General features: G+C 68.9%; 17 protein-coding genes. 5 read left to right on the top strand and 12 right to left on the bottom strand.

Going from position 1 to position 17,404, the window contains the following annotated elements:
• The 5 genes from FCG67_RS17930 to FCG67_RS17950 all read right to left on the bottom strand — a co-directional run.
• A partial coding sequence (locus FCG67_RS17930; RefSeq protein WP_136911059.1) for a (Fe-S)-binding protein occupies positions 1 to 1,573 on the bottom strand: 1,573 nt, incomplete at its 3' end.
• Positions 1,574 to 1,870: 297 nt separating this feature from the next.
• Positions 1,871 to 2,230 carry a Rieske 2Fe-2S domain-containing protein gene (locus tag FCG67_RS17935; RefSeq protein ID WP_425467856.1) on the bottom strand — a complete coding sequence of 120 codons (360 nt, stop codon included), beginning with the start codon at positions 2,228 to 2,230 and terminating at the stop codon, positions 1,871 to 1,873.
• Positions 2,231 to 2,335: 105 nt separating this feature from the next.
• On the bottom strand, positions 2,336 to 2,791 hold the full coding sequence (locus tag FCG67_RS17940; RefSeq protein ID WP_136911060.1) for a group II truncated hemoglobin: 456 nt from the start codon (positions 2,789 to 2,791) through the stop codon (positions 2,336 to 2,338).
• An 85-nt stretch (positions 2,792 to 2,876) separates the two neighbouring features.
• Positions 2,877 to 3,401, bottom strand: coding sequence for a hypothetical protein (locus FCG67_RS17945; RefSeq protein WP_136911061.1), 525 nt, complete (start codon positions 3,399 to 3,401; stop codon positions 2,877 to 2,879).
• 27 nt (positions 3,402 to 3,428) lie between these two features.
• Positions 3,429 to 4,859, bottom strand: coding sequence for an amidase (locus tag FCG67_RS17950; protein ID WP_136911062.1), 1,431 nt, complete (start codon positions 4,857 to 4,859; stop codon positions 3,429 to 3,431).
• A 47-nt stretch (positions 4,860 to 4,906) separates the two neighbouring features.
• On the opposite strand from FCG67_RS17950, the gene FCG67_RS17955 reads away from it, so the two are divergent.
• Entirely contained in the window at positions 4,907 to 5,539 is a 633-nt protein-coding gene (locus tag FCG67_RS17955) for a TetR/AcrR family transcriptional regulator (RefSeq protein WP_136911063.1), read from the top strand.
• A 99-nt stretch (positions 5,540 to 5,638) separates the two neighbouring features.
• On the opposite strand, the gene FCG67_RS17960 is transcribed toward FCG67_RS17955, so the two are convergent.
• From FCG67_RS17960 to FCG67_RS17970, 3 genes are all read right to left on the bottom strand, one after another.
• Complete coding sequence (locus FCG67_RS17960) at positions 5,639 to 6,586, bottom strand: tyrosine-protein phosphatase (protein WP_136911064.1); 948 nt, start codon at positions 6,584 to 6,586, stop codon at positions 5,639 to 5,641.
• Between the two features lie 85 nt (positions 6,587 to 6,671).
• The gene (locus FCG67_RS17965) at positions 6,672 to 7,835 is read right to left on the bottom strand and encodes an Rv3169 family protein (protein WP_136911065.1); all 1,164 of its coding nucleotides are present in this window, start codon (positions 7,833 to 7,835) and stop codon (positions 6,672 to 6,674) included.
• Positions 7,832 to 9,013 carry a phosphotransferase family protein gene (locus tag FCG67_RS17970; protein WP_136911066.1) on the bottom strand — a complete coding sequence of 394 codons (1,182 nt, stop codon included), beginning with the start codon at positions 9,011 to 9,013 and terminating at the stop codon, positions 7,832 to 7,834. The genes FCG67_RS17965 and FCG67_RS17970 overlap by 4 nt, the downstream gene beginning before the upstream one ends.
• A gap of 124 nt (positions 9,014 to 9,137) precedes the next feature.
• Here FCG67_RS17970 and FCG67_RS17975 point away from each other — a divergent pair, with 124 nt between their 5' ends.
• Both FCG67_RS17975 and FCG67_RS17980 read left to right on the top strand, forming a co-directional pair.
• The gene (locus FCG67_RS17975) at positions 9,138 to 9,758 is read left to right on the top strand and encodes a TetR/AcrR family transcriptional regulator (protein ID WP_136911067.1); all 621 of its coding nucleotides are present in this window, start codon (positions 9,138 to 9,140) and stop codon (positions 9,756 to 9,758) included.
• Positions 9,759 to 10,132: 374 nt separating this feature from the next.
• Complete coding sequence (locus tag FCG67_RS17980; RefSeq protein ID WP_136911068.1) at positions 10,133 to 10,942, top strand: alpha/beta fold hydrolase; 810 nt, start codon at positions 10,133 to 10,135, stop codon at positions 10,940 to 10,942.
• Positions 10,943 to 11,003: 61 nt separating this feature from the next.
• On the opposite strand, the gene rsgA is transcribed toward FCG67_RS17980, so the two are convergent.
• From rsgA to FCG67_RS17995, 3 genes are all read right to left on the bottom strand, one after another.
• Positions 11,004 to 12,026 (bottom strand): ribosome small subunit-dependent GTPase A, encoded by a 1,023-nt coding sequence (gene rsgA, locus FCG67_RS17985; protein ID WP_136911069.1) that lies wholly within the window; start codon positions 12,024 to 12,026, stop codon positions 11,004 to 11,006.
• A 225-nt stretch (positions 12,027 to 12,251) separates the two neighbouring features.
• On the bottom strand, positions 12,252 to 12,926 hold the full coding sequence (locus FCG67_RS17990; RefSeq protein ID WP_136911070.1) for a DUF305 domain-containing protein: 675 nt from the start codon (positions 12,924 to 12,926) through the stop codon (positions 12,252 to 12,254).
• Positions 12,923 to 14,494: an LVIVD repeat-containing protein gene (locus tag FCG67_RS17995; protein ID WP_425467857.1), complete on the bottom strand. Its 1,572-nt coding sequence runs from the start codon at positions 14,492 to 14,494 to the stop codon at positions 12,923 to 12,925. The genes FCG67_RS17990 and FCG67_RS17995 overlap by 4 nt, the downstream gene beginning before the upstream one ends.
• Before the next feature lie 146 nt (positions 14,495 to 14,640).
• On the opposite strand from FCG67_RS17995, the gene FCG67_RS18000 reads away from it, so the two are divergent.
• A complete protein-coding gene (locus tag FCG67_RS18000) occupies positions 14,641 to 15,210 on the top strand; it encodes a TetR/AcrR family transcriptional regulator (protein WP_136911071.1) in 570 nt (189 codons plus the stop codon).
• A 3-nt stretch (positions 15,211 to 15,213) separates the two neighbouring features.
• Here the strand turns inward: FCG67_RS18000 and FCG67_RS18005 are convergent, their stop codons facing one another.
• Entirely contained in the window at positions 15,214 to 15,813 is a 600-nt protein-coding gene (locus FCG67_RS18005; protein WP_136911072.1) for a helix-turn-helix domain-containing protein, read from the bottom strand.
• A gap of 132 nt (positions 15,814 to 15,945) precedes the next feature.
• Between FCG67_RS18005 and FCG67_RS18010 the strand changes: the two genes are divergently transcribed.
• Entirely contained in the window at positions 15,946 to 17,361 is a 1,416-nt protein-coding gene (locus tag FCG67_RS18010) for an MFS transporter (protein WP_246045141.1), read from the top strand.
• Positions 17,362 to 17,404 lie beyond the last annotated feature (43 nt).

A 17,404-nucleotide genomic window follows, 5' to 3' on the forward strand; every position in this document is an offset into this window, starting at 1 on the left:
GGACCATGAACTTCACGCCCGCGGTGGCGAGCAGTTCGGCGACGGCCTTGGTGGTCTTCTTGGCGCGGTCCTCGTAGGCGCCGGCGCAGCCGACCCAGAACAGGTATTCGTAGTCCTCGAAGGTGTCGGCGTCCTTGCCGTAGACGGGGATCTCGAAGTCCATCTCGTTGATCCAGTTGAGACGGTCCTTGGAGTTCTGGCCCCAGGGGTTGCCCTTGTTCTCGAGGTTCTTGAACAGGCCGGCCAGCTCGGAGGGGAACTCCGATTCGATGAGCACCTGGTAGCGGCGCATGTCGATGATGTGGTCGACGTGTTCGATGTCGACGGGGCACTGCTCGACGCAGGCGCCGCAGTTGGTGCACGACCACAGGGTCTCGAGGTCGATGACCGGAGCCAGCTCGCCCTCGACGGTTTCGCCGACCAGCTTGCGGCCGGCCTCGGTGAGCGCGGCCTCGGGGATCTTTGCCAGGGCGGCCTCGTTGACGTTGCCGTCGGCGTCGACCAATCCGATTTCATCGCCGGCTGACCCGTTGCCCCCAGGGCCTTTACGGCCGCCGGCCAGCAGGTAGGGCGCCTTGGCGTAGCCGTGGTCGCGCAGCGACATGATCAGCAGCTTCGGCGAGAGCGGCTTGCCGGTGTTCCAGGCGGGGCACTGGCTCTGGCAGCGGCCGCACTCGGTGCAGGTGGTGAAGTCGAGCCAGCCCTTCCAGGAGAAGTCCTCGATCTGGCCTGCGCCGAGGGTGTCGGTGTCGGGGTCGACGTTGTCCATGGTCAGGGCCTTGCCCTTGGACATCATCGGCTTCGCGGCACCGAGGGCGACGCCGCCGTCGTCCTCACGCTTGAAGTAGATGTTCGGGAACGCGGAGAAGCGGTGCCAGGCGACACCCCAGGTGATGTTGCGGCCGACCATGTACAGCCAGACCATCGCTGACATCAACTTCACAAAAGCAAACGCGGACACCATGTTCGGACTTGCGGGCAGCAGTTCGGCGACATGCATCGTGAAGAAATCGGTCCACGGGTCCGCATGACCGGTCATCGCGATGCGACCGGCCTTCACCATGATCATGCCTACGCCCTCGATCAGGACGACGGCCTCGACGAAATAGGCTGCGCGGAAGTTTGATCCACTGAAACGGGATAGTCGCGCCGGGACGCGGGGATGGTTGAGCTGGCGAATCGCGATCAAGGTCAGGACGCCGACGACAGTGATGATCCCGAGAAGCTCGTCGACGAAATGATAGATGGGCCAACTGCTTACGATTGGCCACCCGCTCGCCGGGTCGAACGTCTGAATGTACGCCTCCATCGCGACGAACATTCCCAGTAGGAAACCGATCATCACGAGCCAATGCGCCCAGCCCACCGTCCGGAACTTCTGCATCCGGGTGTGCGCGGCGAACTCGACGATCATCTGCTTGAAGCGGGGGAAGAACGGGCGCCACCGATCCGGTGCCGGCTCGCCGAGTCGGATCGTTCGGATCATCGTCGACCCGCCGCCGAAGAACGATGCCCAACACGGCAGGCTCAACAGGACGCCGATCACGCCCAGAGTCACGGTCACAGCATTCATGTCGAGTCCTCCCCGTCCGGTGTCGAAACTCGCCACCGACCCCACCCCGGAAAGTTACCCACGGGTAACTTGTGATGCTTGTATTCGATTCTTACCACACAATGCGAACCGAAACTCCGAACGCCCGCGCCACGAGGGGACTGTCACTGCCCGTCGGAGGATTGGCATGGCCGTCGCCGAGCACCTCGAGCGCGAGGATCGCCAACCCAGAGCTCGACGCTGTTCATCTCGTTGAGTCGCAAGTGAATCGGGGAGGAGTCGCTGGATCGCGGGCGTCCGTGGGATGGAACTTGCGGGTTACCGCGGGTCCGATGGGGCGGGCCAGCTCGCCGGGTCGTGCCACACGAACAACAGTTGGTCCTGCTCGAGGGTCGCCCAGGCGCGGGTGGGCGTCGGGTGCGGGGATCCGCCGGCGGCCTCGCCGTTGCCGTCCCAGCGCCAGCGGTGGATCGGGCAGTCGATCGTGTCACCCACGACCGAGCCGTGACTCAGGTCGCCGCCCATGTGCGGGCAACGGGCGTCGAGGATCCTGATCTCGCCCCGGCGGTCGGCGAACGCGACGAGCTTGGTGCCGAATGCCTCGATGGCGTGCGGCCTGCCGTCGCGGTAGTCCTCGGCCGGTCCGAGGCAGTGCCACCCGGTCTCGACAGCGGTCACGGTGCGTCCCTTCGTATTGCTCGGAGGCGCAACCGTGTCAATCCGAAGGCCGGGCGTCAACGGGGTCGATCCGCTGGGCGGGAAAGCGCGAGGATCGACGTCAGCTCACCAGTCCCAGCGGGGCACTTCCTGGCAGGGATGCAGGTCGACGTCGCCGGTCGCGTGCGAGTTCTGCACTGCCACTTCGGTGCCGAATCGGAGATAGTCGAGCAGTGCGGTACGGAAATTCGTGTCGGACGGCAGCCCGGCGTCGTCGGCGGCGGTGAGGAACAGGTCGACGAACCGTTGACGCTGCTCCTCGCTGATCTTCTTGCCGCGGTGCGCCTCGAGCAGCGCGGGGAATCCGCCCAACTGGTCGGTGTAGACGGTGGGACCGCCGAACACCTCGGCGAGGAAATCCGTCAGGTGGTCGATGTGACTGGGGCTGCCCGCGCCGAAGAGCGGGTGCAGGAGCGGATCGGCGAGGACCCGTGGGTACCAGGTCGCGACGAGGCGGTGCAGTCCTTCTCGGCCGCCGACGTGCTCGAATAGGGATTCGGCGGTGTTCCTGTTCGCTGTCATGGCACTCCTCGGTGAGGGACGAGAGCTTGATTACATGATTACAGAATTGCCGACTGTCCGCCGCGGATAAGTGGAGCCGCCGTTGTCACCAGCGAAACATGGGCAGCGGGCTCCACGGCCTGGTGAGTGCCCGCCTGCCGCCCAGCTCGAGCAATCGGCGATGGAAGCCGGCATCCGGTAACTCCCGCAGCAGTTCGCGGTAGTGTCCGCGCGGCAGGCCGAAGTTGCGCAGGCCCAGCGAGACATCGATCCAGTCGGCCCGGCGGAAGATCTCCACGGCGTCCCGCGCGGCCCCGGCCGCGGTCACCTTGTGATGCTGCTGAATCAGCGCGGTGACCAGGTCCGTCTTGTCGGCGTGGCCGTGTTCGTGCAGCCACCCGACGGCGCGCGTCGTCGAGGGGTCCAGGTAGTCGAAGGTTTCGTCGCTCCAGATGCCGAGGTCGTGATAGACCGCCGCCACCCGGAACGCGACCGGATCCGGCAGTTCACCGCCCGCGAGCGTCGTGCAAAGGCGCAGCACGCGCTCGACGTGATTGCGGTAGGCGGTGCGGTCCTTGCCCAGGGTCCGGTTCCATGGCTTGAAGAGGCTGTCGAGGTCGATCGGATCCATGATTGGTCCTCCCGGGCCGGCGGCAGACTATGAGACCGAACTCCTGTCGAAACGGTACCGGCCGTGCCACGGCATGGCCGCCTCCAGCATCGCCGCGGCCGTCAGCAGGTCCGCGTCGGCGCCCCACTTCGCCGAGATCATCACGCCGAGCGGGACCCCCTCGTCGGTCCAGCCCAGCGGCAGGCTGACGGACGGGAAGCCCGTCGCGTTCGCGACGATGGTGTTGCCGGTGAAGGCCACCATGTCCGCGAGCTCGGTGGCCGGGTCGGCGTCGTTGCGCAGCTCGCCGAGGGCGACGGGCGGCAGCGTGACGGTCGGCGTGATGACCAGGTCCACGTCCTCGTGGTCGAGGCTCCAGCGCCGCGACCACGCCTGCACCAGCCCGACGGCGGCCGCGAGGTCCCCCGACGACGTCTCCCGCGCCTGAATCCGCAGGTACCGCACGATGGGCCGCAGCAGGTGCTCGTACTCCTCCGGGATTGGCTTGGTACCGGCCAGGGACGAGAACATCGTGATGAACGCGTCCGAGAACGCCGTGTCGACGGCCTGCGGGCGCTCGACCACGGTGTGCCCCAGCGACTCGAGGACGGCGCCCACCCGCGCGACGGCGGCCGACACCTCCGGGTCCACGGGACCCCGCGACACCGACCCCTGGGCCAGCGCGACGGTCAGCCTCCGCGACGATCCGTCGGCGCCACGTACGACGGCGTCCTCGAAGGAATCCGGCCGCGGAGGGTGCAGGGTCCCGGCGCCGGGGCGGGTCGCGAGCACGTCCAGCAGCGCGGCGGTATCGCGCACCGTCCGGGCGATCGGGCCCTTGCTGGCGAAGCCGAAACCGTCGTGCCCGGCGTACCCCATGGTGAGCAGTCCCCGGCTCGGCTTCAGTCCGACCACGCCGCACGCGCTGGCCGGTGACCGCAGGGAGCCCGCGGTGTCGCTGCCCTGTGCGATCGGGACGAGGCCCGCGCCGACGGCGGCCGCGGCGCCGCCGCTGCTCCCTGCGGCGCTGCGGGCGGGGTCGAACGGGCTGCGCGAGGGCGGGGCCACGTCCGGCTCGGTGTAGCAGGCGGCGCCGAACTCCGGGACGGTGGTCTTGCCGATGTCGACGAGCCCTCCGTCGCGGAGCGCCCCGACGATCTCGTCGTCGACCTCGGGGACGAAATCACGGAAGATGGCCGAGCCGAACGTCGTTCGGATCCCACGAGTGGTTTCGAGGTCCTTGATCGCGGTGGGGACGCCGAAGAGTCGGGGCAGGCCCTCCTCGCCGGCGTCGAGCCGGGCCTGCGCGCGATCGGCGAGCTCGAGCGCGTGCTCGGTCGCCACCGTGGTGAATGCGCCGACGTCATCCTGGGTGGTTGCCCGATCGAGGAAATGGCGCGTCACCTCGGGAACGGAGAGCTGCCGACGGGCGATCGCCTCGGCGAGTTCGACGGCGGAGAGCTGGTGCAGGTCTGTCACGGCGGCCACCTTGTCATTCCGTTACGCGTATCGTTATGGTGGAATGCATGGTAGCCGAATCCGGGGACACCGCAAGGGTGGGACGCCGAAAAGCTGTGAGCCACAGCGAGATTCTCGAGGTCGCGACCCAGATCGCCGACGACGAGGGGCTCGATGCCGTGTCTTTCCGCGTGCTCGCGGACCGGCTCGGGACCTCCCCGATGGCCGTTCATCGCACCTCGGGCGGCATCGACGCGCTCCGGCATGACCTGGTCTCCACGCTGGTGGGCGAGGCCGTCGCCGGCATCGAGTGGCCCGAGGAGTGGCGCGCGGTCGCGCGGACCTTCGCCGACACCCTGCACGACCTGCTCATGCGGCACCCGCTGGTCCTCGAGGCGCACCGGCAGGCCGCGCTGGAGGCGCCGGGCGCCGACGACACCGCCCATCGCGTGGTGCGCGCCTTCCGTGAGGCCGGGTTGGGAGACGAGCAGGCCACGTACGCCTACGCCACGCTGCACGACTTTGTGACCGGGCACGTCGCCATCCGACTGAGCCGAGGTGACTTCGGCACCGTCCCCGCCGAGCGCAGGGCGGTCTCGGTCTATGCCGATCACCACGACTACGACCGCCGCTTCGCCGCGGGGGTGGGGCTGATCCTCGACGGCGTCGCCGTCGCCGCGGGTGCGACGGCCCGCTCGTGACCGCGACGACGCCGACCGTCGAGTACCGCGATGTCGCCGGGCTTCATGCCCGCGACCCCGGGTGCCGGTGCGGCACCCGGGGTCGTCGGCAGGGCAGGGCTAGGCGACGAGCTTCGCCTTGAGCGCGGCGATGGTGTCCTGGCTCAGTCCGAGACCCTGGGTGAGGTAGTTGCTCACGCTGCCGTAGTCGGCGGTGATCTGGGCGAGGCCGGCCTCCAGGTAGGTCGCGTCCACGCCGAGCGTCGGGGTCAGGTTGGTGGCGACCTGCGGGCCGAGGGCGGCCGTGATCTGGGCGAGGGTCTTCTCGTTGGTCGCCTGGAGGTAGGTGTTGCTCAGCAGGTAGTCGCTCATGGTGGTGGCGGCGGGGACGCCGGCGATCGAGTGCAGCAGCATGGTTGTCCAGCCGGTCCGGTCCTTGCCCGAGGTGCAGTGGAAGAGCTGGACGCCGTCGCCGGCGGCGATATCCGAGAGCACCTGCGTGAAACCGGCCCGGCGCTGGGGATCGGTGACGAAGCTGCGGTTGGCGTCCATCATGAACTGCCTGGCCTGTTCGGGCGATTGGATGGTCTGGGCGAGCTGGATCAGGTCAGCGAACTCGACCGGGATGTTCTTGTACGCGACGCCGTCCGGGAGCTTGTCCTGGCCGCCGATGAACGGGTTGCTGATCTCGTTGGCGCCGCGCAGGTCGTAGACGTCGGCCAGGTCGAGGGTGGCGAGGGTCTGCTTGTCGGCGTCGCTGGTCGCGGTCAGCGCATTGGAGCGGTAGACGACGCCGCGCTTGAGGTGCTTGCCGTCCGCGGTGGCGTACCCGGCACCGTCGTTGCCCGCGACATCGCGGAAGTTGGAGACGGAGGCCAGCTTCGGAGTGGGGGCGAGGACCGGGTTGCTCGAACCGAGGTCGAGTGACCCGCCGAGCGACCCGGTGTCGATCGAGCTCAGATCGAAGGCACCCGCGGTGGCGGGGGCGGTGAACAGGAGACCGCCTGCGACCAGTAATGCGGCGGCCCTCGCGGTGCGGGTGGACAGCGTTCGGGAGCGTGTGGACATCTGATGTTGCCTCTCATTATCTGCGTGGAACTGACCGACCGAAGGGATTCCGGTCGGCGGTCGAGCCCGGCGAGGGCCGGGCCGGTCAGGGTGCGACGTCACCGACCCCGGTGAATCCGTAACGCTGGTGGGGTCCGATGACGGCTACCTCGAACAGGCCCTCCCCGGTGCGGGAAACGCCGTCCTCGGTGACGGTGAACCGGGCGAGGTTGTCCACCGGGCACAGCATCTTCTTCCATGGCTCGATGTCCGCGACCTTCTCCCGCAGCCCCTGGACCACCAGCTCGCCCTGCCACATTCCGTGGCGCCAGTCCTGCTCGAGGCCGTAGCCGGTGCCGACGCCGATGTAGTTCGGCAGCATCGGTTCACACGCGACCGAGAGGACCCGGTCGGGTTCGCCGGGCGCGCCCGGGCGTCGGAAGTGCAGGGTTCCGGCTGCGACCTCGCGGGTGCCGGAGACGAAGGTCAGCTCGTGGTCGGGTCGGCCCAGCCACTCCGGTTCCCGGGTGCGATCCGACCAGACCCGGGTCGCGTCCTCGACGATGCGGCGACCCTGCTGGTCCTCCTGGATGACCGTGACGATGGAATAGTCGCCGAACTGCATGATCGAGTAGATCCAGAAGAAGTTCTGGCTCCCGGCGAGCGCCGGATCCGCCTTGCGCCCAGGCGGTTCCGCCTCGCCGACGGGCCGGACACCCCAGGAGCGGTCACGGTTTCCGCGCCAGGTGTCCGCGGTGACGGGCATGACCTCGCCGTCCACGGTGAGGGACCCCGACCACGCGCCGGTCTGCACGAACCGCTGGGTGTCGAAGGTGACCCGTTCGAGCTGGCGGTGGAAGTGTCGGGCCTCGAGGTTGGCGGGACCGTCGGACTCGAAGGTGAGATCGAAGCTCAGGTCGGGTGCCTCGGGGCTCGGGTCCAGTACCACCCGGAGGCGGTGCAGGCCCTCGAGGATCTCGATCCGCAGCGGCCCGACGGACAGGTCCATGCGATCGTCGCCCAGCGCGCGGGACGCCCGGAAGACGATGTGATCGTCGCCGCGCCGCAGCACCGCAAACCCGTCGCACACACCGAGATTGGGGTACTGGCCGAGTCCGATGATGAGGAACAGCGGCTCGCTGTCGCCATCGACGCCGGCGTGGCAGTTGAAGTAGTAGCGATCGTAGAAGTTCCGATCGGAGGTGCCGACGTGCCGGATCGTCTCGGCGATCTGGTGCACCGGGTAGTCGTCGAGCGGGGACAGTGTCATTCGATACCACCGGATGCGATCGATGCCCAGTACGTGCCGTCGAGCATGGCCTCGAGCGTTGCCCGGTGCAGGATCATCTCGTCCGGGTTCGCCGGCAGCTCGGCCTGGCCGAACGCCACGGCGCGGCTCTGCACGCGGAACATGATCACGGCGTGCCGCAGCGCGGCGTAGAGCGTGTAGAAATCCAGGTCCGTAGGCCGGTGACCGGTCAGCTGCAGGTAGGTGTCCGACACCTCGTCGCGGCGGAGAAAATCGGGCATCCCGGGGAGGCCGGCCATCGCGGCAAGATCCTCGAAGAACCTGTGCTGGAAGATCATCCAGCCGAGATCGAGCTCCCGCGGTCCGAGCGCGGCCATCTCCCAGTCGAGTACGGCGGCAGGCTCGAAGTCCCGGTACATCATGTTGCCGATCCGGGAGTCGCCCCAACAGAGCACCGCCGGACCGGCATCGGCGGGCAGGTTCGCCTCGATCCAGTCGAAGCCCCGCTCGATCAGCGGGGACCGCGGGCCGTCGGCGATCACCCACTCGTAGTAGCGCCGCTGCTCCTCGACGTGCGCACGCAGAGCTTCCACTCCGGTCGGTTCGGTGCCGCCGGGGACCAGATTCGGGCAGGCCCGGTGGGGCTCGGTCATGGCATGCAGTTCGCCGAGCACCCGGACCGAGGACTGTTGGAGCCGGGACCGGTCCGCGGCCGAGGCCTCGGACAGCCAGGACCCGAACGTGTACGGCATGACGTCGGGCGGAACCTCCCCGTCGAGCCTCTCCATCACGAAGAACTCGCCGCCGAGCGCGTCGGGCGAGGTCTCGGACCAGTACACCCGGGGGATCGGCACCGAGGTGTGCGCGGCGACGGCGCGCATGACCTGGAACTGCTGGTCCAGGTCGTAGGACGGGAAGATCGGGGTCGTGCTGGCGCGCGGGGCGATGCGGGCGACCAGGCGGTGCTCGGTTCGATGTCCGTCCTCGGTCCAGGTCGCGTCGAACAGCACGGTCTCGTTGGACATGCCGTTCGCGGCCGGCACGTCGACCGAGGTCACCTCGGGCTCCGCGCCGGGGTCCAGCACGGTCGCGAGCCAGCGTCCGAGGCTGTTGCGCATCACTGCGGGGTCGTTGCGGGATTCGCCGGGGCGAGCGAGCTCGGCGTAATCGGGATCTACGCCGACAGTTTCAGAGGTCATCACCACTCCTCGTGGTTCGGGTGGCGCCGATGCGCACGTGGCGATAGTCGATACACTTTGTATCGACTAAAGTCGTGACAGAATGTAACGGCCATCACACGAGGACGCAAGGGGTTTGCAGAAAATGCCGAAGGAACCCGAGGCCAAGCACCGGCTCGGACCGCAACGAAACCCGGCGATCGACGCGGCGGTGCTGGAGGCCACCAGGCAGTTGCTGGTGGACAAGGGGTACGCGGGGACCTCGATCGACGCCATCGCGACCCTCGCGGGCGTCGGGCGGCCGGCGATCTACCGGCGTTGGCCGTCGAAGGCCCACATCGTCAACGATGCGATCTATCCGGTCCTGGACGTGGAGGAGGGTGCCGACCTCACCGAGCTCGGCGCCCAGGGCACGATCGCGGACCAGATTCGCGCGCTGGTCCAGGGCGCGGTCGCCCTCTTCGCATCGCCGGCCACCCGGGCCGCGGCCCCTGGACTCATGAGCGAGGTGCGGACCAACGGGGAGTTGCGTGAGGTCCTGGTGGTGCAACAGCTCGCCGGGGTGCGGATGGAGCTGAAGCGTCGGCTCGAGGCGGCGAGGGAGCGGGGCGAGATCCGCGACGGAGTCGACGCGGACACCCTCCTCGACATCATGGCCGGCGCGGCCATCTTCGCGCTGTCCGTCCGTGACGTCAGCGATCCCGGGCCGCTCGCCGACTCGTTGGCCGACATCGTCCTGCGCGGCATCCTGCCCCCGGGGCAGTAGGCGCCTCCGGGCGCACACCCGTTGACGGGGTCGCACCCGTTCTGGCGCTGCAATGCGTGTGCGTTCTTGTCAGAAGGTGTGCGCGACAGGAGCGGCATTCGGGGCGGACTGCTGGACGGAAACTCGGATTCGCCCGGCGCGATGGTGAAGAATGGATCCGTACCTCGCGGGAGAGTGCGCCCTGGTCGCTGATCCGGCTCGGCGGCGTCGACATCCTGATCTGCAACGCCTGCGTGGCCACCGGCCTCACCGCATCGCCGTCGAAGAAGCTCGGCGCAGAGGGACTTTCGCAATCTCCAACGGCGGTGCGACACCACGATTCTCGTGATCTCCCGACTCGTGCGAGCGCAGGAACCTTCGTCGAAGGGGGCACGATGAGATTCACCCGATTCGCCCGAGCCGTTCTGTTGGTGCTGACCATGCTCGCGACCACGTTTGTGGCGGGCGTGGTGCCGGCCTCCGCCGCGCCGCGTCCGACGATCGTGCTGGTGCACGGCGCCTTCGCCGACACCACCAGCTGGGACGGCGTCGCGGCCGACCTGCGTGGGCGCGGCTACACCGTCGTCGTGCCCGACAATCCATTGCGCGGACCCGGCTACGACTCCGCCGCGATCGAGAAGACCCTGGCCGGGATCTCCGGCCCGGTCGTCCTCGTCGGTCATTCGTACGGTGGCGCCGTCATCACCAACGCCCAGAACCCGAACGTCAAGGCCCTGGTCTATGTCGCGGCCTTTGCGCCCGCGCAGGGCGAGCCGGTGATGCTGGCCCTCGACCCGATCCGGTTCCCCGGCAGCCAGCTGCTCCCGCCTGCGCTGCAGGTGAAGGTCGTCGACGACGCCCAGGCGATCGGTGGGAAGAACCTCGACGGCTACATCGCCGACGACGCCTTCCATCGCATCTTCGCACCCGACGTCAGTGACGCGACGGCCGCGAACATGCTGGCGCACCAGCGCTCGATCGCGCTGTGGGCCAACCTCGAACCGTCCGGCCCGACCTCCTGGTCGGCCACACCGAGCTGGTACCTGGTCTCCGCGGGCGACACGGTCATCCCGCCCGCCTCGCAGCGCTTCATGGCCAACCGGATCGGCGCACACACCAGCGAGGTCCAGGCCTCGCACGTCGCGCTGGTCTCCCAACCACGAGTCGTGGCCGACACGATCGTCGCGGCCGCCGACGCCACCTAGGCGGGCGCGGGCCGTCGAACAGGTGCCCGCCACCTGCTCGACGGCCCATGGCCGCGCCGATCTACCGGTTGCGGTAACGCTCCTTGAGCCAGCGTGACTGCACCTTGACCTGGCGTGTCCGCTCGGCCTGCAGGCGTGCGTCGGTGCGCGCGGCCATCCACTCGTTCTCGCGTTGCAGCTTGCGGTAGCTGTCGAGCCGGCGCTGCGGCAGCTCCTCGCGCTCGACGGCATCGCGTACCGCACAACCCGGTTCGGCGTCGTGGTTGCAGTCGCCGAACCGGCACTGCTCGGCGAGGGCGTCGATCTCGCTGAACGCCCGGCCGATTCCGTCGGCCGCGTCCCATAGCCCGACGCCACGAAGCCCCGGGGTGTCGATGAGGGTGCCGCCGCCCGGCAGCGGCACCAGCTCACGGTGCGCGGTGACGTGACGGCCCTTGTGATCGCCGTGCCGGACCTCGCCTGTCGCGAACAGGTCCTCGCCGAGGAGTGCGTTCGCCAGCGTCGACTTGCCCGCGCCGGACTGCCCGACGAGCGCGACGGTGCCGTCGACCGCCGCGATCAGAACATCGAGGCCGTCCCCGGTCCTGGCGCTGACCGCGAGCACCGTGGCGCCGGGCGCGATCGCCCCGACATCCGCGAGGGTGCGGGAGACATCCAGGGCCGCATCGGCTTTCGTCAACGCGACCATGGGTGTCGCCCCGCTCTCCCAGGCGAGGGCGAGGAAGCGTTCGATGCGGCCGAGGTCGACGTCGGTATCGAGCGCGGCCGCGATGACGACGGTGTCCACGTTGGCCGCGAGCACCTGACTCTCGGAGCGGATCGATGCCGAGGCGCGCACGATCGCGCTGCGTCGGGGCAGGACGTCCACGACGACCGAGCCGCCGACGGTGACCCAGTCGCCGGTGCAGACCGACTGGGCGCCGGTGCGCGCGCGGATTTGCCCGGACGCGGTGACGACGTCGCATTCGCCGCGGTCGACACGGACGACGCGGCCCGGTTCGTAGAGGTCGAGTTCGAGGGTGCTGAAGGCGTGGGAGACCGACTCGTTCCAGCCGAAGCGGACGAGGTGATGGGGATTGAACATGGGTGATCCTTCGACAAGGGCGCCGACCGGGTCACGTCACGTGGGGCCTCGGTCAGGCGGGAGGGCAGGGGAGCGAGACGGCGCATGCGGCGCCGAACGGCCAGGCGGCCATGCGGTTCCCCTCCTCGGAGTCGACTGTCGGATCGGACCCATCGATGTTGCAGCAGGAGGAGGTCCTGCCGCAACCGATTTTTGTGAGGCTCGCGATGCCTGCCGATCGCTCGCCTATCCGAGCGGTCCGGCACCCCGTTGCTCGAGCAGTGCCGTCATCAGCCCGGTCTCTGAGCCCTGCTCCAGAATCATGCTGCGCGCGGTCTGCTTGACCGGGCCGTCGTCGAGCAGGTGGTCCGCGGCCTGAGCCATGGCGATTCCGCCGAGGTGGTGGCGCTGCATCAGTTGCAGGAAAAGCGTTTCGGCGTCCCGGCCGCGGGCGGCGGCGAGGGCGTCGAGCTCAGCGGTGGTGGCCATGCCGGGCATGAGCGCCGCCGATGGGTCGGCTGGCGGGCTCGCGGGCGGGCTTGCGGCGTGGCGCGCATGGGCGCCGCCGGTTTCGTGGTCGGCCCCCATCCAGGCCATCGGCACGGGGTTGGCGGCGGTGACGCCCGCGAGCCGGAGCCAGCCCATCAGGGTGCCGACCTCGATGCGCTGGGCGTCACCGATCTGCTCGGCGAGGCGGGCGACGCCCGGATCGACCCCGGGGTCCAGTCGCTGGACCATCATCAGCGCCTGCTGGTGATGCCCCGCCATGTCCTGGATGAAGCCGATCTCGGTGTCGTTCAACACCGTTGTGGCGACCTGTGGTTCGTCGATGACGAGTGGACGGAGCGCCGCGCCCAGGGCGAGGAAGAGCAGCGCAGCCGCCCCGAGCGCGGCGAACCGAATCCAGGTTGCCTTCGTCATGATCCGAGCGTGGACTTCTGGTCCGCGGGCGGGTCGTAGACGTCGTTGTCGAGTTGCAGGGCCATGAATCCGTTGTCGGAGCAGGTGACCCAGAGCTGGGTGCCGCGCCACTGCGGCGGCGAGAAGCACCAGTCGGTGGTCAGGTCGCCGCCCGCGATCATCCCGGTGCGCGAGGTGAGCGCCTCGTCCATGTTGAACTTGCCCTGCTCCTTGGCCTGCATCGCGGCCGAGATGCTGAGCGCCGGGATTCCCAGGACCGACGCCAGCGCGTGCGGAGAGTTCCAGCGTTCGAGGTTGCGGCCCTTCATCGCGGGCGGGTTGTAGTAGGCGATCTCCCGCACGTCGAAGGGATCCCTCACGTCGAACACCCGGATTCCCGAGGAGCTCCAGCCGCAGGCGAGGGCGGTCGGGTTGGTCGGCCGGTCCGCCGCGCAGTAGTGCGACTCATAGCCGAATGCCGAACCGCCGGAAGCGGACCCGATGGCCGAGTCCTGGTTCTCCGGGAGGTTGATCTCGAGCTTGATCGTGTTGACGATGCGGGGGTTGGCGTCCTCGGAGACGTCGATCAGCTTCACCCCGCCGGAACCGCCCTCGTTGGGGGTGAACAGGTAGGGCGTGCCGTCGTAGGTGACCGGGACGCTGTGCTGCGTCGCCATGCCGTCGGTCCAGGTCAGCTGAGCGAGCTGGGGGACCTGGGGATTGGGATCGCGGCGTTGCACCGCGCTGGTGTCGAGAACCGTGATGCCACCGCCGTTGTCCGACAGGTACATCCGGTTGCCGTCGGGGGTGATGCCGAACCCGTGGGCGGACTGGCCGATCAGGCCCTGCCAGATGACGCGCGGGTTGGCCGGGTCGGCGAGGTCGACGGCGCTGACCACACTCGGGGCGATTCCCGAGGACCAGTAGGTGTTGCCGTCGGGGGAGAAGCCGCCCTCGTGGGAGGTGATGGGCAGCGGCATCTGCAGGTCCGTGCCCGGACCGGGGTTCAGCAGGCGCGGGTGGGCGCAATCGGAGATGTCGTACACCGAGAGCAGGCCGCTGCCGGTGAGCGCGGGGACGCCGGTGCCGACCAGGAGCTTGCGCTTCTCGTTGACCTTGAGGCTCTCCCACGTGCCTGCGAGCATGGCGGGTTCGGTCAGGTTCGCGGTGGGGACCGGGTGGGCCGGGTCGGACACGTCCAGGACCTGAACGCCGGGGGAAGGGCCGAGGAGGTCGCCGGGGAAGATCGTGCCCAGGTAGGCGCAGTGGTCATAGGAGGCCGAGACGATGCCGGCCCCGCGCCCCGCGAATCCCCCGAGCGCGGAGGTGTTGCAGCGGTATCCCTTGGTGCTGCGACCGTTGTCGCGCTCGGCGGCGGGAACGTCGCCCTGCAGTCCGGTCTCCGGCAGCGAACCGGGGCCGCAGTCCGCGAGCGCAGCCGTGCTGGTCGCGACGGTGTGGTTCTCGAGCACCCTGCCCGGCGCATCGGACTGGGGCGCGGCGGCGCCGCTGACCATCGGCAGCAACAGTGCCGCGGCCGCCGCGAGTGCGGCTGCTCGGCCGGCGCGCACGACAGACCTGGAGTTCACGCTTTGTTTCCCCTCTAACCGGACACCGTTGTCCGGATGGTTGTGTAGTGTGCGTCACAGCGACTGTTGAGTCAAGCGTCAGATCACCGTTCAGCGCACTCCCCGCGGCGGCGGTCCGGGATACTCACCTCCGTAGGGTGGTGGGCGTGAACGCAGAGCGCCGCGTCAATCGAGGCCCCCAGGCCGCGGCGGGAAACCGTGCCGCGCTGGTCGATGCGGCGCGCCGGGTGTTCGCCGAGAACGGCGTCGATGCGCCGCTGAGCCTGATCGCGCGCGCCGCCGGGGTCGGCCAGGGCAGCCTCTACCGCCACTTCCCGAACCGGGAGAGCATCATCCTGGCGGTGTTCGAGGACAACATCGCCGAGATCGAGGATCTGGCGACCCGGCCGGAATCGACGCTCGACGAGATCCTCGAGTTCATCGTCGAGCAGATCACCGCCTCAACGGCATTTGTCGCGATGCTCATCCCTGCCGGACTGGAGGACCCTCGGCTCGTCGAGGTCAGTGTGCGGTTCACCGACCTGCTGGTCGGCAAGGTCGAGGGTGCTCGCCGGGCCGGCGCCATCGCGCCTGAGGTGGAGGCGGCAGACGTGGTGTTGGCGCTGGCGATGTTCGCGCCCATCCTGCTCCAGAGCGACGAGGACTCCCGTCGCGACACTGCCGACCGGGCGTGGCGGTTGTTGCGTCGCGGGTTGGGGGCCAAACCGATCCGGTAGACCTCAGCAATCCTCATGATATTGGGTCGCATGTTCTTTCGGTCGTGCGCGCACGTGGGCCCGCTCGCCCTGCGGCCCGAACAGGTGGAGGATCTCGACAGGCTGTTCGCCTGCCGGGCCGAACCAGTGCGGCTCGCTGGTGTCGAACTCGGCCACCTCCCCGGGGCGCAGCAGCACCTCGCGCTCGCCGAGGATCAGCCGCAGGTCTCCCGCGAGGACATACAGCCACTCGTATCCGGTGTGGGTGACCAGCTTCGGCGTGCACGGCCCGATCACCTGCTTGAAGACCTGAACCCGGCCCGGGTAGTTGGTCAGCGAGATGACGACGCTGCCGTTGCGGCGTCGCCGCGGTGTGAGGTGGACGCGCGGATCGCCGGTGGCCGGAGCCCCGACGAGCTGGTCGAGCGCCACCCGATGCACCCGGCCAAGGGGCACAAGAAGATCCAGGGTGGGGCGTCGCTTGCCCGATTCGAGCCGTGACAGCGCGCTGACGGAGATGCCGGTCGCGGCGGAGAGCGCCTCGAGGGTCATACCGCGATCACGGCGGAGCGAGCGCAGTCGTGGTCCCACGTCGGCGAGCATCTGCTCGAGCTCGGTATCCATGCCGCCATCTTTGCAGTCTTCGCAAATTATCTACCGGGTCCGAGTCATCGACTGCGACGATCCTCCGACGAATGGGGATCGGCGCAACGGGGATCCGCGCCCGGTCCGGACGAACCGACCGGAGGAATGATCGTGCGCACTCAGCCCGGAATCAGCATCACGACGGCGCCGAGTCCTGTTGGCGGCAGCAGCGGCAGGAGGGGCTGGGTCGTGCTCGCCATCTGCTGCCTGAGCCTCTTCGTGGTCGGGCTGGACACGACCATGGTCAACGTGGCCCTGCCCGCGATCGGGCGTGACCTGAACGTCGGCACCTCCGGCCTCGAATGGACGGTCAATGCCTACACGTTGGTCCTCGCGAGCCTGCTGATCTCGTCCGGCGCGGTGGCCGATCGGGTCGGGCGGCGACGGGTCTTCCAGCTCGGGCTGCTCGTATTCGGTGTCGCGTCCGCCGCGTGCGCGCTGGCACCGTCCATCGGTCTCCTGATCGGTGCCCGGGTCGTGCAGGGCGTCGGCGGGTCCATGCTCAGCCCGGTCGCGTTGGCGATCGTGGTCAACGTGATCACCGATCCCAAGGAGCGGGCCCGAGCGATCGGGGTGTGGGCGGCGGTCTTCGGCGTCAGCATGGCGGCGGGGCCCGTCACCGGCGGCGCGCTCGTCGAGAGCCTCGGCTGGCGATCGGTGTTCTGGTTCAACGTGCCGGTGGTCGTGGCCGTCCTGCTGTTGACCGCATTCTTCGTCCCGGAGTCGAGGGGCCAACAGCCCAGAAGGCTCGACGTGCCCGGTCAGCTGCTGCTGATCGTCATGGTGGGCGGCACGGTGGCGATGCTCATCGAGGGCCCGCGAATCGGATGGGTTTCCCCCGTCGCGCTGATCGGATACGCGGTGGTCGCCGCCGCCACGGCCGGTTTCGTGTGGACCGAGTCCCGGCGGCGCGAACCCCTCATGGACCTTGGACTGTTCCGGCGAAAGCCGTTCACCGGAGCCGTCGTCGGAGCCGTCGTCGTGTTCGTGGCACTGAACGCGACCTTGCTGCTCGGTACGCTCTACCTGCAGGATTCGCGGGGGATGAGCGCCCTCGCCGCGGGCGCCGTCACCCTGCCGATGGCGCTCGGCGCCACGGTCTGCGCTCCGCTGTCCGGGATCCTCGTCGGACGGGTCGGCCCGCGGCGCCCGCTGCTGATCGCCGGTGCCTTCACCACCCTCGGCGGCCTCTGCCTGGTGGCGCTGGACGACGACACCAGCATCCTGGTGTTGCTGCTGGCCTACCTGCTGCTCGGCATCGGCTTCGGATTCTCGAACGCCCCCATCACCAACACCGCGGTCAACGGCCTGCCGGCCGACCGTTCGGGAGTTGCGGGTGGGCTCACCTCCACCGCACGCCAATTCGGGGCCGCGCTCGGCGTCGCCCTCGCCGGTGGCGTCATCGCCACCGCCACACCCGCGGATCTGGCCGACGCCTCCCGGCCCGGCTGGATCCTCGTGGCCTGCTGCGGACTGCTGGTGCTCCTCGTCGCCCGGGTGTCGCCGACGGCAGGAAAGTCGAGCTGACCGACCCTGCGCCGCCCGAACTCGGATCGCCGCGAAAAAAGTT

The organism is Rhodococcus oryzae, assembly GCF_005049235.1.
Lineage (GTDB): Bacteria > Actinomycetota > Actinomycetes > Mycobacteriales > Mycobacteriaceae > Rhodococcus_G > Rhodococcus_G oryzae.